Origin of the sequence: Cryobacterium sp. TMT2-17-1, assembly GCF_004402765.1 — a bacterium.
GTDB lineage: Bacteria > Actinomycetota > Actinomycetes > Actinomycetales > Microbacteriaceae > Cryobacterium > Cryobacterium sandaracinum.
The window spans coordinates 16,898-31,774 of record NZ_SOGC01000029.1; the positions used below are offsets into that span (position 1 = coordinate 16,898).

Genomic DNA, 14,877 nt, shown 5'->3' on the forward strand with positions numbered 1-14,877 from the left:
ATAACCGCCTGAATCGGAGCCTTATGCCTGCCTGGGAGTACCTTACGACGCCGCTGATGATTCACAACACAGCTGCCATTTTGAACAACTGGGGCTCGGAGGGCTGGGAGCTCGTGCAGGTCGTTCCCGGACCCGAGGGTGGGCTTGTCGCCTACCTCAAGCGCCCCGTCGCCACCGAAGGAGCCTGAGGCGTGGCGCAGATCGCTGCCCGACTGGCCGAGCTCGGCATCGAGCTGCCGAGCGTCGTGCCGCCCGTGGCCACCTATGTGCCGGCCGTGGTCTCCGGCTCGCTGGTGTTCACCAGCGGTCAGCTGCCGATGATCTCGGGGGCGCTGCCGGCCACCGGCAAGGTCGGCGACGGCCACGGACTCGTGCCGGCCGCCGACGCCCAGGACTACGCTCGGCAGTGCGCGCTCAACGGGCTTGCCGCCATCCAGGCCGCGATCGGATCGCTGGACCGAGTGACGCAGGTCGTCAAGGTCACCGGCTTCGTCGCATCCGACCCGTCGTTCACCGGCCAGCCCGGTGTCGTCAACGGTGCCTCCCAGGTGCTCGGCGAGATCTTCGGCGACCGGGGCGTGCATGCCCGCTCGGCCGTCGGCGTCGCTGTGCTGCCGCTGGATTCCCCGGTCGAGCTGGAGCTCATCGTCTCCTTCGCCTGAGCCCCAGAAAGCGGGCAGGCCCACTGGGCCTGCCCGCTTTCGTGTGTCTACTCGGGTGCGTGCCCGAACGAATTGGTTAGACGCTGGTTACTTCAGGGTGGACATGATCGCCGTCATCACCGAGGTGTCAGCGAGGGTGGTGGTGTCGCCGACCTCGCGGCCCTCCGCGACATCCTGCAGCAGACGCCGGATGATCTTGCCCGAGCGCGTCTTCGGCAGCTCGCTCACGATGAAGATCTGGCGGGGCCTCGCGATGGCACCGATTTGCTGGGACACGTGCGCCCGCAGCACGGCCTGGATGTCCGCGTGCGAGGACTCCTCCAGGTGGCTGTACTTGATGATGACGAACGCCACCACCGCCTGGCCGGTCGTGTCGTCATGCGCGCCGACCACGGCCGCCTCGGCGGTCATCGGGTGCGCCACCAGCGACGACTCGATCTCGGCCGTGGACAGACGGTGCCCCGACACGTTCATCACGTCGTCGACCCGGCCGAGCAGCCAGATCTCACCGTCACGGTCGAGGCGGGCGCCATCACCGGCAAAGTAGCGCGGGTTCTCCGATCCAAACTTCTCCCAGTACGTCTCCTTGAAGCGCTCCGGGTCACCCCAGATGCCGCGCAGCATCGACGGCCACGGTTCGGTCACCACGAGCAGGCCACCGTTGTCTCGGCCCACGTGGTTTCCCTCGTCGTCGAGCACATCGATCACGACACCGGGGATCGGGCTCTGCGCCGAGCCGGGCTTGGTCGTCGTCACGCCGGGCAGGGCGGAAATCATGATCGCGCCGGTCTCGGTCTGCCACCAGGTGTCGACCACCGGCGCGACATTGCCGCCGATGACCTCGCGATACCACATCCACGCCTCCGGGTTGATGGGCTCGCCCACCGAACCGAGCAGGCGCAGGCTGGTCAGGTCGAAGCCCTGCGGGATCTGGCGACCCAGCTTCATGAAGGTACGGATGGCCGTGGGCGCCGTGTACAGGATGCTCACCTTGTACTTCTCAACGATTTCCCACCACCGGCCGGGGTGCGGGGTGTCCGGGGTGCCCTCGAAGAGCACCTGGGTGGCGCCGTTGGCGAGCGGGCCGTAGACCACGTAGCTGTGGCCGGTGATCCAGCCGACGTCGGCGGTGCACCAGTAGACATCCGTCTCGGGGTGCAGGTCGAACACGTTCTTGTGGGTGAACGCCACCTGCGTGAGGTAGCCACCGGTGGTGTGCAGGATGCCCTTGGGCTTGCCGGTGGTGCCGGACGTGTAGAGGATGAACAGCGGGTTCTCGGCCGGGAAGCCCAGCGCCTCATGCTCTCCCGCGACCGAGGCGAGCTCGTCGTGCCACCACAGGTCGCGGTCGAACCACTCCACGAAGCCGTCGGTGCGCTTGACCACGAGCACGTTGCGCACGGTGGTCTCGCCGCCCTCCAGAGCCGCGTCGACGGCTGGCTTGAGAGCGGACGCCTTGCCCTTGCGGTAACCGCCGTCGGCGGTGATCACGAGCACGGCGCTGGCGTCATCGATGCGCGAACGGAGGCTTTCGGCGCTGAAACCGCCGAAGATGACCGAGTGCACGGCGCCGATGCGGGCCACGGCGAGCATCGAGATGACGGCCTCCGGAATCATCGGCAGGTAGATCGCGACGCGGTCCCCGGCATTCACGCCGAGTTTTGTCAGCACATTCGCAGCACGCTTCACTTCGGCAGTGAGCTCGGCATATGTGATGTCGCGGGAGTCTCCCGGCTCACCCTCGAAGTGCAGCGCGACCCGGTCGCCGTTGCCGGCCAGCACGTGCCGGTCGAGGCAGTTCCAGGCCACGTTCAATTCGCCGTCTTCGAACCATTTGGCGAACGGTGGATTGGTCCAGTCCAGGGTTTTTGTGAACGGCTTATGCCAGTGCAGAAGCTCGCGGGCTTGATCAGCCCAGAATTTCAATCGGTCGTCCGCGGCGTCCTGATAGATCTGCGGCTTCGCGATGGATTGTGCGGCAAATTCCGGTGTCGGCGGGAATCTGCGGGATTCATGGAGAAGGTTATCGATCTTGACGCTCATACGTATGTCGCTCCTTTGCGATGCGCTGCGTGTATCGGGCGCGTTAACCAGCCCCTCCTGAACCCTACACGGCGACATGTGTCGCCCAGGTTGCGCGGAATTGCGGCGAGTTCCCACCCCCAATTGTGGTCTCATCAGGCACCCGGGTTCTGTGTCCTCATTTATGAGGACACGGGGGACTTGCGCATCTGTAATTCCCCTTGTACATTTGTCTTTGTCTGAACGAAAGTTTTGACCTGCGGTGTGTCTGGTTCCCCCCAATCAGCGCACTGCCGAGGCGGCACCTGTTCCCCCCAATAGGTGCCGCCCCCCTTTTTAACCTGGGGTTTTTCGCGGTGGCGCGTCCCGGTCCTCCCCAGCCGGCGGTCGGCCCGGGTTCTCCTCGATCCGGCGCAGGGGCCGGATGCGCTCCCACCGCCGATCTAACGTCGGGGCATGCCCGAGCCGTTCGTCGCCGTCCCGTCGTATGGCAGGTCCGTGCCTGCCCGCCCTCCCAACGGTGCTCCCGACCGCCGCACGGATGCCCGGCCGCCCGGTGCGCTCAGCCCCGGTGCGCTCAGCCCCGGTGTGCTCGGCACCGGTGTGCTCAGCCCCGGTGTGCTGCCGGCGATCCGGCCCCTCGACGTGTTCGTGCTCGGCCCGCTCGCCGAATTCGCCGCCGACGGCGAGGTCACCGATCTGTTCGTCAACGGCGCCGCCGGGCTGTGGGTGGATGCCGGCCACGGACTGCTGCACGCCCCGCAGTGGAGCTGCCCGGAACCGGCTGTGCGGGAATTGGCGGTGCGCCTGATCGCCCTCGGCGGGCGCCACATCGACGAGGCCAGCCCCTGCGTCGATGTGCGGCTGTCCGACGGCATCCGGGTGCATGCGGTGCTGCCGCCGGCGTCGAGCACGGGCACGCTGCTGTCCATCCGGCTGCCTCGCGCCGAGCGGCTGAGCCTCGCCACGCTCGCCGCCGGGGGACTGTTCGGGGTGGGGGAGGCATCCGTCGCCGTCGCCGACCGGCTGCGCGTGGCCGTGCACCGGCGCGAGAACCTGCTCATCACGGGAGCCGCCGGCAGCGGCAAGACCACCCTGCTCGCGGCGCTGCTGGGCGAGGCACCGCCTGGGGAACGCATCGTGGCCATCGAGGACGTCGCCGAACTGCGCATAGACCACCCGCATGTCGTGGCGCTCGAGGCACGGCAGCCGAACCTCGAGGGTGCCGGCCGGATCGGCCTGGAGAGTCTCCTGCGCGAGGCGTTACGGATGCGCCCCGACCGGCTGGTGCTCGGCGAATGCCGCGGTGCCGAGATCCGGGAGCTGCTGGCCGCGCTCAACACCGGCCACGACGGCGGCGCCGGTACCCTGCACGCGAACTCCCTGCACGACGTTCCGGCCCGACTCGAGGCCCTCGGCGCTCTCGCCGGACTGAGTCCGGAAGCGGTGGCGCGGCAGGCGGTGAGCGCGATCGGGCTGGTGCTGCACCTCGAGCGCCGCGAGGGCCGCCGTCGGCTCGCTCCGCTCGGCCGGTTCGCGCTGGACGCCCGGGATCGCCTGCTGGTGATCGCCGCGGCCCCGGGGAACCGCTGGGCCCCGGGGGAGTCCGGCCCGCCCAGACCGGTCCGCACACACGGGCGGCGGGCCGCCGCGCCCGCCGAGACTGGAGAGTCGGAATGAGAGTCGGCACGAGACTCGGCAGGAGAGTCGGCACGTGGCTCGGCGTGAAACGGCGGCACGGTCCGCCCAGCCCGGCCATCGAGGAGGTGGCGCAGGTGACCCAACGCATCGCGGTTCTCCTCGCCGCCGGCGTCTCCCCGGCATCCGCGTGGGCCTACCTCGAACCCGTCGCTTCGCACCCCGTCGGCGAAAAGTCTCTGTCGCCGACACCGCCCTCTTCGGGGGCACAGATCATCCGGGCGGCGGCCGACGCCGGGCGCCGCGGCGACAACATCGCCGACGCCGTGGCCGCCGAGGCCCGCGCACTCGGCGGCCAGATCGGCGCCGCCTGGCTGGGCCTCGCCGCGGCCTGGCAGGTGGCCACCCAGGCCGGAGCGCCGCTGGCCTCCTGCCTGCGGCAACTGGCGTCATCCTTCCGGGACCTCGGCCAGTTGCACGCCGACCTCGCCGTGGCGCTCGCCGGCCCGAGCGCCACGGCACGGATGGTCGCGTTCTTGCCGGTCGTCGGTGTGCTGTTCGGCAGCCTTCTGGGCTTCAACACGCTGCAGACGCTGTTCCTCACCGCACCCGGCTGGGCCTGCCTCGCCGGCGGCGGCGCCCTCATGCTGGCGGCGGACCGCTGGAACCGGCGGCTCGTGCACTCCGCCCGGGCACGGGACCCGACCCCCGGGCTCGAACTGGACCTCACCGCCATCGCCATGACCGGCGGCGGCTCCGTCGACCGCGCCCGGACCCTGGTCGACGCGGCGGCAGAGCGGTTCGCCCTGCACCGCGCGGCCTCGGCGGCCAGCATCGACCGGGTGCTCGCTCTGTCGGTGCGCGCCGGCGTTCCCGCCGCGGAGCTGTTGCGAAGCGAGGCCGACCAGCTGCGTCGGCAGGCCCGCAGCGACGGCCAGCACCGGGCCGCCACCCTCGCGGTCACGCTCATGATCCCGCTCGGGGTGTGCGTGCTGCCCGCATTCATGCTGGTCGGAGTTCTGCCGCTGTTGATGACCGTCCTCTCGTCCACAGTGCTCGTTTTCTGAAGTTCTGCACCGAAGCGAGCGGCTGTCGGTGTTCCGCCCTCGCCCGCGCCAGTCTGAGACCACTCGTGCCGCCCACACACCGCGTCGCCCGACGCGAGAAGGAGACGAACGAATGCCCCCCATCGAACCGACCACCGATTATGCCCTGACACCGACCACCGATCAGGCCGCCAAACCGACCAGGGGTCAGGCCCTGCAACCGACCGTTGAACCGGCCACCGACGAGGTCACCAACCTGACCAGGAACCTGATCGCCGAGCGCGCCACCGGCACGATCGACGCAGCGACCACCGGCCCCGGCCTCGGCCACGATTCTCTGCGCAAGGCGGCACCGGCACCCCGGCTTCCGCGCCCCGACCGGTTCCGGCTGCCGCGCGGCCTGCGCGCCGAGACGGGTGCAGCCACCGCCGAATACGCCGTCGCAACGATGGCGGCGGTCGGATTCGCCGGCCTGTTGATCGTCATCCTGCGCGGCGACGAGGTGCGCGGCATCCTGACCGATCTGGTGCGCAATGCGCTTTCCGTGGGGTAGCCGCCGGCCCGACGGGCACTCCGACGTGCACTCCGACGGGCACTCCGACGACGCCCCGAGCGCCCGAAGCCGCGCGCGGCGCCGCCCCGGCCCCAGGGACCGCCCCCGCGACCGCGGCAGCGTCACCGTCGAGTTCGCGACGGTCGTTCCGGCTGTACTGCTCGTGCTCGCCTGCTGCCTGGGCGCCCTGCAAGTGATCGGCCAGCAGGTGCGCCTCACGGATGCCGCGGCCGATGCCGCCCGGTCCCTCTCCCGCGGCGACAGCGTCGACCGGGCCTCTGGGCTGGTGCAGCGGGCGGTGCAGGGGGCCTCGATGACCCCGGAGCGCCGGGGTGAGTTCGTCTGCGTAAACCTGCGCGCACCGAGCTCGTTCAGCGCTTTCGCGGCCTTCGGCCTCACGCTCCGGGCCGGGTCCTGCGCGCTCGGCGGTGGCCGGTGAGGCCCCGCCGGGGGAGGTCCCGGACGCTGACTTCCCGGGCTCTGCGGCGGCGGACCGTGACTCGCCGGGCTCTGCGGCGGCTGCACTGGTCAGCACCCGAGCGCGGCTCGGGCACGGTGCTAGCTGTCGGGGTGCTGGGCGCGGTCATGCTCCTGACGGCGGTGCTGCTGCCGCTGTTCGCCGCGCTGGTGGTCGGTCAGGCGGTGCAGGGGGCAGCGGATGCCGCGGCGCTCGCCGCCGCCGACACCGCCTCGGGCGCCGTGGCCGGGATTCCCTGCGCGGCGGCGGCCGAAGCCGCGAGGCTGAATGGGGCATCCGTCACCGTCTGCACGGTGGAGGGATTGATCGCATCGGTGACCGCGGTGCGCGGCTACCTCGGGTTCGAGCTGGGCGCGCAGGCACGGGCCGGGCCGCCCGATTCGCCCGGCGGCCCCGCCGGCTGACTTCGTCTCAGCGGGCGCGAAAGCCACGGGCGGCTCAGTCGAAGAGGGCCTCGATGTAGCGGTAGTCCACGGCGGTGGGTCGAGCCGGGAATGTGCTGGAGTCGAATTCGAGGCCGGAGCCGCGTAGATAGAGGTAGCGCTTGTTGCCGTCGGCAGGGATCTCGAGTCGCGGCCGCGGATCGCCGGATTCCAGGAACTGGGTGGTGACTGTCTTGCCTTGGAGGGGGCCGTCCGTGAGCTTCGCGGTGTACGTGCCCGTCGCTGAATTCGCCATGCTCCAATTGTCTCCGCCAGCGCAGGCCTGGCAACCCCCAATGGTCTCGCGCGGCGTGGTCGATTAGGCAGGCACCATATTGAAGTGTGTATGGTGTGCCATGGCCCACTTGGACCCGTACCTATAAAGAGGAGTCTGGTGCCAGGCACTAAGAAGCTGGTCATTGTCGAATCGCCGACGAAGATGAAATCGATCGCCGCGTATCTGGGCGACGGCTACGAGGTCTTGTCCTCGGTCGGCCATATTCGCGACTTGATCGAGCCCAAGAACCTGCCACCCGAACTGAAAAAGGGTCCGCTCGGCAAGTTCTCGGTCGACGTGGAAAACGGTTTCGAGCCGTACTACGTCGTGTCCGACGCGAAGAAGAAGACCGTGGCCGAACTCAAACGGGCCATGAAGAACGCCGACGAACTCCTGCTCGCAACTGATGAGGACCGCGAAGGCGAGGCCATCGCCTGGCACCTGCTGCAGGTCCTGCAGCCCAAGGTGCCGGTCAAGCGCATGGTCTTCCACGAAATCACCAAGGAAGCCATCCTTCAGGCGAAGGACAACACCCGCGACCTCGACACCGCCCTCGTCGACGCGCAGGAGACCCGGCGCATCCTCGACCGCATCTACGGCTACGAGATTTCCCCCGTGCTTTGGCGCAAGGTCGGCCCGGGCCTGTCCGCCGGCCGCGTGCAGTCCGCGGCCACCCGCCTCGTCGTCGAACGCGAACGCGAGCGCCTCGCGTTCGTGTCGGCCGGCTATTGGGACCTCATCGCCCAGCTTGCTACCGGCGCGTCCCGGGCGGATTCCGCATTCCAGTCGAAGCTCGTGCGCCTGGGCGGGGAGCGCATCGCCTCCGGCGGCGACTTCGACGACCTCGGCCGGCTGAAACCCAAGGTGACGGCGGTCACGCTCGACGAGGCATCCGCCCTCGCCCTGGCCACCGCCCTCAAGGAACCATCGGTCGCCCTGACCGTGACGAAGGTGACCGCCAAGCCCTACCGTCGTAGCCCGGCCGCGCCCTTCACCACCTCGACCCTGCAGCAGGAGGCGGCCCGCAAGCTGCGCTTCACCGCCCGCCAGACCATGAGCGTGGCCCAGTCGCTCTACGAAAACGGGTACATCACCTATATGCGAACCGACTCGCCGTCGCTGTCGCAGCAGGCGATCACGGCCGCGCGCACCCAGGCGGCGGCGCTCTACGGCCCCGAAACGGTGCCCGACAAGCCCCGCCTGTACAAGGGCAAGAGCAAGAACGCTCAGGAGGCGCACGAGGCGATCCGTCCGTCCGGCGACACTTTCCGCACCCCTTCGGCGCTCGCATCCACTCTGCGCGGCAACGACTTCAAGCTCTATGACCTGATCTGGAAGCGCACCGTCGCCTCGCAGATGGCGGATGCGACCGGCTCGACCGCGTCGGTGACCATCGCGGCCGGGCCGACCGGCACGTCCACGCACCCCGCGACATCCGGGGTGCTCGCGGAATTCGCCGCCAGCGGCACCGTGATCACGTTCCGCGGCTTCATGCTGGCCTATGAGGAATCCCGTGACGAGGAGCGCAACGCACCCACCGACGCCACCGAGTCCAAGCTGCCGCCGCTCGAAGAGGGCCAGAAGCTGACCCTGCTCGACGTGGAAGCCAAGGGCCACGAGACCACCCCGGCCGCCCGCTACACCGAGGCGAGCCTGGTGAAGAAGCTCGAGGAGCTCGGCATCGGCCGCCCCTCGACGTACGCGTCGATCATCTCCACGATCACCGAGCGCGGCTACGTCACCCCCCGCGGCCAGTCGCTGGTGCCCAACTGGATCGCCTTCTCCGTCGTTCGCCTGCTCGAGGAGTACTTCTCCGACCTGGTCGAATACGACTTCACCGCCGAGATGGAAGACGACCTCGACCGCATCGCCGACGGCAAAGCCGACCGGGTGGACTGGCTGACCAGCTTCTACTTCGGTTCCGACAAGCACCGCGGCCTGCGCCAGGTCATCGACAACCTCGGCGAGATCGACGCGCGCTCGATCAACTCGATGCCCATCGGCGACGACATCACCCTGCGCATCGGCAAGTACGGTCCCTACCTCGAGGTCATCGACCCGGGCGCGGCACCGGATGCCCCGCCGCGCCGGGTGAACATCCCGCCGAACCTGGCCCCCGACGAGCTGACCCCGGCGAAAGCCCGCGAACTCATCGACGCGCCGGTCATCACCGACCGCGTGATCGGCGAGAACCCGGAGAACGGCAAGCGGATCGTGGCGAAGGACGGCCGGTTCGGCCCCTACGTCACCGAGCTGGAGCCCGAGGTCGAGGTCGTCGAACCCGGCGAGACCATCGACCCGGTCACCGGCGAGGTGACCCTGCTTGCCGATTCGGCCGCCGCCGAGGCTGCCTCCACGACCAAAACGACGGCCGCGGCCGCGAAGCCCAAGCGCAAGCCCCCGGCGAAGAAGGTCGCCGCGGTGAAACCGCGCACGGCCTCGTTGTTCAAGACCATGGACCTCGCCACGATCGACCTCGACACGGCCCTGCATTTGCTCGCCCTGCCGCGCGTGGTCGGCCTCGACCCGGAGACGGGCGCGGAGATCACGGCCCAGAACGGCAAGTTCGGCCCGTATCTCAAGAAGGGCGTGGACACCCGGTCACTGACCAGCGAGGACCAGATCTTCGAGATCGATCTGGCCGGTGCGGTCGACCTGTACGCCCAGCCCAAGTACGGCGCCCGGCGGGCGTCGAGCGCGCTCAAGGAGTTCGAGGCTCCCGACCCCGAGAGCGGCAAGGCGATCAAGATCAAGGACGGCCGGTTCGGCGCCTACGTCACCGACGGCATCACCAACGCCACCATCCCGAAAGCCGAGACGGTGGAGGAGGTCGACTTCGACCGCGCCGTGCAGCTGCTCGCCGACAAGCGCGCCAAGGGCCCGGCCGTCAAGAAGGCGCCGGCGAAGAAGGCCCCGGCCAAGAAGACGGCGGTCAAGAAGGCCCCGGCGAAGAAGACGGCGGTCAGGAAGGCCCCGGCTCGGAAGTCGGCCGTCAAAAAGCCGACTCCGTCGGGTGCCACCACGACGGTGCGCGCTCAGCGCACCCCGGCTCAGAAGGCCGCGACGGCGGCCAAGGCTGCGGCGACCCGGGCGGCCACCGCGGCCGCGAAGGCCGCGACCCAGGCGTCGTCGCTGTCGTGACCCGAGAAGTTCCGGAAGCCGTGACCGGTCCCGCCGCTGCCGGGCTGTTCATCACCCTCGAGGGTGGTGACGGGTGCGGCAAGACGACCCAGTCGGAGCTTCTCACCGACTGGCTCCGGCAGAGCGGGCGCACCGTGCTGCGCACCCGCGAGCCCGGCGGAACGGATGTCGGCGGCGCCATCCGTGAGATCGTGCTGCACCACCGCGGTGAGATCGCACCGCGGGCCGAGGCGCTCCTCTACGCCGCCGACCGGGCCCAGCACATCGCGACCGCGGTGCGGCCGGCGCTCGCCCGAGGCGAAGTGGTGATCCAGGACCGCTACCTGGACTCATCCGTCGCCTACCAGGGTGCCGGACGGGTGCTCGACGCCGCCCCGGTGCGTGATCTGTCGCTCTGGGCGGCGGAGGGACTGTTGCCCGCGCTGACCGTGCTGCTCGACCTCGACGAGACCGTGGCGCGCGGCCGCCTCGACGCTGAGAACAAGCCCTTCGACCGGCTCGAGGCGGAGAAGAGCGACTTTCACCGCCGGGTGCGCGCCGCGTTCCTCGCCCTGGCCGACGCCGAGCCGGAGCGGTTTCTGGTCGTGGACGCCGGGCGTCCGGTGGCCGAGATCGCCGCCGTCATCCGCGACCGGGTCGCCGCGCTGCTCTAGAGATGGTGTGAACGGATGTCCGAGGCCGCTGCGGCCCGGCGGCCCGCCGCTGCGGCGGCATCCGTTTCACGCGCGGGCTCGCCGTGCGCCGTGCGCCGTGCGAATTCGACGGAGATTTTGGCCCTGGACCCCGTTATCGGCCCCAAACCGGCCGTTTTCGGCAAAATCTCCGTCGAATTGGTTCGGCATCAGGCGCGGTGCTGCGCCGGCTGGACGGAATGCGCCGACTGGACGGGCCCTGCCGGGGGCGCAACCAGCGGACGGCGCCGGCTGGACGAGCTCTAAGCCCTCTGTCACCGACGAAAGGTACTCTGGTCCGATGACTGTGTGGGATGGCCTGACGGGTCAGGCGAGAGCGATCGCGATCTTCCGCGCGGCGGCCGAACGTCCGAGTGACGGAGACGCCGAGGCGCGCGCCGGGTCGGCCATGACGCACGCCTGGCTGATCACCGGGCCGCCCGGCTCGGGCCGCTCCAACCTCGCGTTCGCCTTCGCGACCGCGCTGCTCAGTCCCGGCACCGAGGCCGGTGACGAGAGCGCCCGCCGCCTGGTCGACGCCCGGACGCATCCCGACCTGACCGTGCTCTCCACCGAGGGCGTCATCATCAAGATGGACTCGGTCAAAGAGGCCGTGAAGCGCTCGCAGTACTCACCGTCGGTGGGCCGTTACCGGGTGGTCGTGGTCGAAGACGCCGATCGCATGGTCGAGCGCACCTCCAACGTTCTGCTCAAGGCTTTGGAAGAGCCGCCGGAGCGCACCGTGTGGATTCTCTGCGCTCCCAGCGAGGCTGACCTGCTGCCCACGATCCGGTCCCGCGTGCGATCGGTGCGGTTGCGGGTGCCGAGCATCGACGACGTCGCCGAGCTGCTCGTGGCCCGGGACGGTGTCGACAGGGCCACCGCGGAACGAGCCGCTCGGGAGGCGCAGAGCCACATCGGCATGGCCCGCCGCCTGGCGACGAACCCCGAGGCGCGAGCGCGACGCGAGGAGACCCTGCGGGCGGCCCTCGGCATCCGCGGCGTGTCGGCGGCGGTGAATGCGGCGGCCCGGCTGCTCGCCATCGCCGGTGACGACGCGAAGGCGATCACGCTCGAGCGCGACGCCGCCGAGCGTGAGGGCGTGTTGCGCTCCCTGGGCGTCGAGCCGGGACAGTCGGTCCCGCCCGGCCTGCGCAGCCAGATCAAGGCCCTCGAAGATGACCAGAAGCGGAGGGCCACCCGCAGCCTCCGCGACGGGATCGACCGCATCCTGGTCGACCTCACCTCGCTGTACCGCGACGTGATCATGGTGCAGCTCGGCCGGGAGACCAGCGTCATCAACCGGGAACTCCTCACGGAAGTGCGGGCGGCGGGAACCGTCTGTGCGCCCGCCGCCACGCTGTTCACCCTGGACGCGATCGCCCAAGCCCGGCAGCGGATCGAATCGAACGTGGCGCCGGCGCTGGCCCTCGAGGCCATGCTCGTATCGGCAATCCGCCGGTGACCGAGAACACGTCCCAGAAAAGGGGAATCCGTTGACCAGACGAACTCGCGTGCGCACCCTGTCGGCACGTGCCCGGGCCACCACCCTGGCACTGGTGCTCGCCATGGGCCTCAGCGGCTGCGTGCCGCTGTTCCTGCCGGGGCAGGCGCCGACCACCTCGGTCCCGACCGGGGAGAAGGTCGACGCCGACCTCGAACCGTTCTATGACCAGGTGCTGAAGTGGGCGGACTGCGACTCCGGCCTGCAGTGCACCACGGCTTCGGCGCCGCTCGACTGGGCCGACCCGGGCAGCGGCGAGACGGTCGACCTGGCGCTGGTGCGGCATCCGGCCACGGGCACCCGGGTGGGTTCCCTGCTGGTCAATCCCGGAGGCCCCGGCGGCTCCGGTTACGACTTCGTGAAGGATTCCCTCGACTACGCCACGGATGCGAAGCTGCAGGCCGGTTTCGACGTCGTCGGTTTCGACCCGCGCGGGGTGGGCCGTTCCTCGGCGGTGAGCTGTTACGAACCGGCTGAGATGGACGAGTACCTCTACGGCCTGCCCGCCGCGGTGCGGGGGAGCGACGCCTGGATCCAGGAGCTGTCGACGGCCGCCGTCGACTTCGGGGCCGCCTGCCAGGAGAATACCGGCGCCCTGCTCGCACACGTCGACAGCCTCAGCGCAGCCCGCGACCTCGACCTGCTGCGCGCCGCGCTCGGTGACGAGAAGCTCAACTTCCTCGGCTACTCCTACGGCACCTTCCTCGGTGCGACCTACGCGGACCTCTACCCCGAGCGGGTCGGACGCCTCGCCCTCGACGGCGCCCTCGACCCGTCCACCAGCAACGCCGATGTGACCCGGGTGCAGGCCACCGGGTTCGAGAACGCGCTGCGCTCCTATCTGGCCGACTGCCTGGCCGGCGAGGAGTGCCCCTTCGATGGCACCGTCGACGAGGCCATGACTACCATCGGAGCCCTGCTCGCCTCGGTTGACGTCAGCCCGATCACGGCCACCGACGGCCGTCGACTCGGCGCGAACACGCTGCTCACCGCCATCATCTACCCGCTCTACCAGGCCACCGCGTGGCCGAACCTGAGCGAGATGTTCGCGAGCGTTCTGCAGGGCGACGCCGACATGGCCTTCCAGTTCGCGGACGGCTACAACGGCCGGTCCGCCGACGGCACCTACCGCGACAACGCGACCGAGGCCTTTCTGGCAATCAACTGCGTGGACTACAGCTACAACGACGATCCCGCCTCGATGCGCGCGCAGGCCGCCGAGATCGAACAGGCCGCCCCGACGATCGGCAAGTACATGGCGTTCGGCGACATCGGCTGCGCCAATTGGCCCTACCAGTTTGACGGGGAGCGGTCCGAGATCGCCGCCGAGGGGGCCGACCCGATCCTGGTCATCGGCACCACCAACGACCCGGCCACACCCTATGTGTGGGCCGAGAACCTGTCGGAGCAGCTCGCCAGCGGCCACCTCGTCACCTTCACCGGCGAAGGGCACACCGCCTACAACAAATCGAACGACTGTGTGAACTCGGCCGTCGACGATTACCTGCTGAAGGGCACGGTGCCGGCCGAAGACCCGATGTGCTGAGCATCCGCCTGGCTGCAGATTTGCGCGCTGTGTAAGAATTGAGGCATGTCGCTGCACCACGAGGAACCGGGCCTACGCGAACGTAAGCGGCTCGCAACGCGACGCGCCATCCAGCGCGCCGTGTTGACGCTCTCCTGCGAGCGGGGGCTCGAGAAGGTGACCGTCGAGGACATCAGCCGGCTCGCCGATGTGTCGCCGCGCACCTTCTTCAACTACTTCCCCTCGAAGGATGCCGCGCTGGTCGGCGACGAACTCGACCTCGCGTCCGAAGAGCAGATCGAGGCCTTCGTGCACGGCGGCCGCGATGGGGACATCCTGGCCCAGCTGGCCGCGCTGCTCTCGGTCAGCCTCAGGAACACCGAGGGTGACCGGGAGATCCACCAGCTGCGGCGTCAGGTCATGAAGGAGAATCCCTACCTGTTCGGGATGCGGATGGCCACCCTGCGCAACTTCGAGGGTCGACTGCAGGAGATCGTCACCCGGCGCTTCGTCGTCGACCACCCCGAGCTCGGCGCCGGCTCGGCGCAGCTTGAGCAGCGGGCGCTCCTGTTCACCCTGGTGGCCGTGGCTGCGCTCCGCCACGCCTGGCGGTGCTGGGCCGACTCCGACGCGGCCCGCCCCCTGGCCACGCACGTCGCGGCATCCTTCGCGGACCTGTACGAGATTACCCTGAAGACCAGCTAGACTTTGTAGCTGTGTCCGAGGTTTTCCGAGAGGAATAATCGTGACGCCGCCTTAGCTCAGTCGGTAGAGCGTCTCACTCGTAATGAGAAGGTCATCAGTTCGATTCTGATAGGCGGCTCCATCTCAACTCAGGCAGCCGTGGCTTTCGCTCGCGCCGCGCACACCCGCCACGCGAGTGCGCACTGCGAAGTCACCCGAATCGCGTACAGGGGCGTTGGGCTCGTGGCCGGGAC

General features: G+C 69.4%; 14 protein-coding genes and 1 tRNA gene. 13 read left to right on the forward strand and 2 right to left on the reverse strand.

All coding sequences use genetic code 11. The features are described 5' to 3' along the window. Positions 1-23: 23 nt before the first annotated feature. Both E3O47_RS08040 and E3O47_RS08045 read left to right on the forward strand, forming a co-directional pair. Complete coding sequence (locus E3O47_RS08040; RefSeq protein WP_134342594.1) at positions 24-188, forward strand: DUF4177 domain-containing protein; 165 nt, start codon at positions 24-26, stop codon at positions 186-188. 3 nt (positions 189-191) lie between these two features. Next, a complete protein-coding gene (locus E3O47_RS08045; RefSeq protein ID WP_104170783.1) occupies positions 192-662 on the forward strand; it encodes a RidA family protein in 471 nt (156 codons plus the stop codon). Positions 663-749: 87 nt separating this feature from the next. Here E3O47_RS08045 and acs read toward each other — a convergent pair whose 3' ends face one another. After that, positions 750-2,705 (reverse strand): acetate--CoA ligase, encoded by a 1,956-nt coding sequence (gene acs, locus E3O47_RS08050; protein WP_104170784.1) that lies wholly within the window; start codon positions 2,703-2,705, stop codon positions 750-752. A 435-nt stretch (positions 2,706-3,140) separates the two neighbouring features. On the opposite strand from acs, the gene E3O47_RS08055 reads away from it, so the two are divergent. The 5 genes from E3O47_RS08055 to E3O47_RS08075 all read left to right on the forward strand — a co-directional run bounded on the left by E3O47_RS08055 (position 3,141) and on the right by E3O47_RS08075 (position 6,803). Then, positions 3,141-4,364 (forward strand): TadA family conjugal transfer-associated ATPase, encoded by a 1,224-nt coding sequence (locus tag E3O47_RS08055; RefSeq protein ID WP_134420147.1) that lies wholly within the window; start codon positions 3,141-3,143, stop codon positions 4,362-4,364. A 95-nt stretch (positions 4,365-4,459) separates the two neighbouring features. Then, positions 4,460-5,389: a hypothetical protein gene (locus E3O47_RS08060; RefSeq protein WP_241976783.1), complete on the forward strand. Its 930-nt coding sequence runs from the start codon at positions 4,460-4,462 to the stop codon at positions 5,387-5,389. A gap of 367 nt (positions 5,390-5,756) precedes the next feature. Then, entirely contained in the window at positions 5,757-5,921 is a 165-nt protein-coding gene (locus E3O47_RS08065; RefSeq protein ID WP_233191137.1) for a DUF4244 domain-containing protein, read from the forward strand. Then, on the forward strand, positions 5,902-6,360 hold the full coding sequence (locus E3O47_RS08070) for a TadE family protein (protein ID WP_134420151.1): 459 nt from the start codon (positions 5,902-5,904) through the stop codon (positions 6,358-6,360). Before E3O47_RS08065 ends, E3O47_RS08070 begins: the two co-directional genes overlap by 20 nt. A 56-nt stretch (positions 6,361-6,416) precedes the next feature. Further along, complete coding sequence (locus E3O47_RS08075) at positions 6,417-6,803, forward strand: Rv3654c family TadE-like protein (protein WP_241986126.1); 387 nt, start codon at positions 6,417-6,419, stop codon at positions 6,801-6,803. Between the two features lie 34 nt (positions 6,804-6,837). Here the strand turns inward: E3O47_RS08075 and E3O47_RS08080 are convergent, their stop codons facing one another. Next, the gene (locus tag E3O47_RS08080; protein ID WP_104099401.1) at positions 6,838-7,077 is read right to left on the reverse strand and encodes a hypothetical protein; all 240 of its coding nucleotides are present in this window, start codon (positions 7,075-7,077) and stop codon (positions 6,838-6,840) included. A gap of 138 nt (positions 7,078-7,215) precedes the next feature. Here E3O47_RS08080 and topA point away from each other — a divergent pair, with 138 nt between their 5' ends. From topA to E3O47_RS08110, 6 genes are all read left to right on the forward strand, one after another. Then, on the forward strand, positions 7,216-10,239 hold the full coding sequence (gene topA / locus E3O47_RS08085) for a type I DNA topoisomerase (RefSeq protein WP_104099402.1): 3,024 nt from the start codon (positions 7,216-7,218) through the stop codon (positions 10,237-10,239). Continuing rightward, positions 10,236-10,892 (forward strand): dTMP kinase, encoded by a 657-nt coding sequence (gene tmk, locus E3O47_RS08090; RefSeq protein ID WP_241986127.1) that lies wholly within the window; start codon positions 10,236-10,238, stop codon positions 10,890-10,892. Before topA ends, tmk begins: the two co-directional genes overlap by 4 nt. 319 nt (positions 10,893-11,211) lie before the next feature. Then, positions 11,212-12,375, forward strand: a complete 1,164-nt coding sequence (locus E3O47_RS08095) for a DNA polymerase III subunit delta' (RefSeq protein ID WP_104099403.1) — start codon at positions 11,212-11,214, stop codon at positions 12,373-12,375. A gap of 31 nt (positions 12,376-12,406) precedes the next feature. Then, positions 12,407-13,960 (forward strand): alpha/beta hydrolase, encoded by a 1,554-nt coding sequence (locus E3O47_RS08100; RefSeq protein WP_241986128.1) that lies wholly within the window; start codon positions 12,407-12,409, stop codon positions 13,958-13,960. 45 nt (positions 13,961-14,005) lie between these two features. After that, complete coding sequence (locus E3O47_RS08105; RefSeq protein WP_134420153.1) at positions 14,006-14,644, forward strand: TetR family transcriptional regulator; 639 nt, start codon at positions 14,006-14,008, stop codon at positions 14,642-14,644. A gap of 45 nt (positions 14,645-14,689) precedes the next feature. Further along, positions 14,690-14,765, forward strand: a tRNA-Thr gene (locus E3O47_RS08110). The last annotated feature ends 112 nt before the right edge of the window (positions 14,766-14,877 follow it).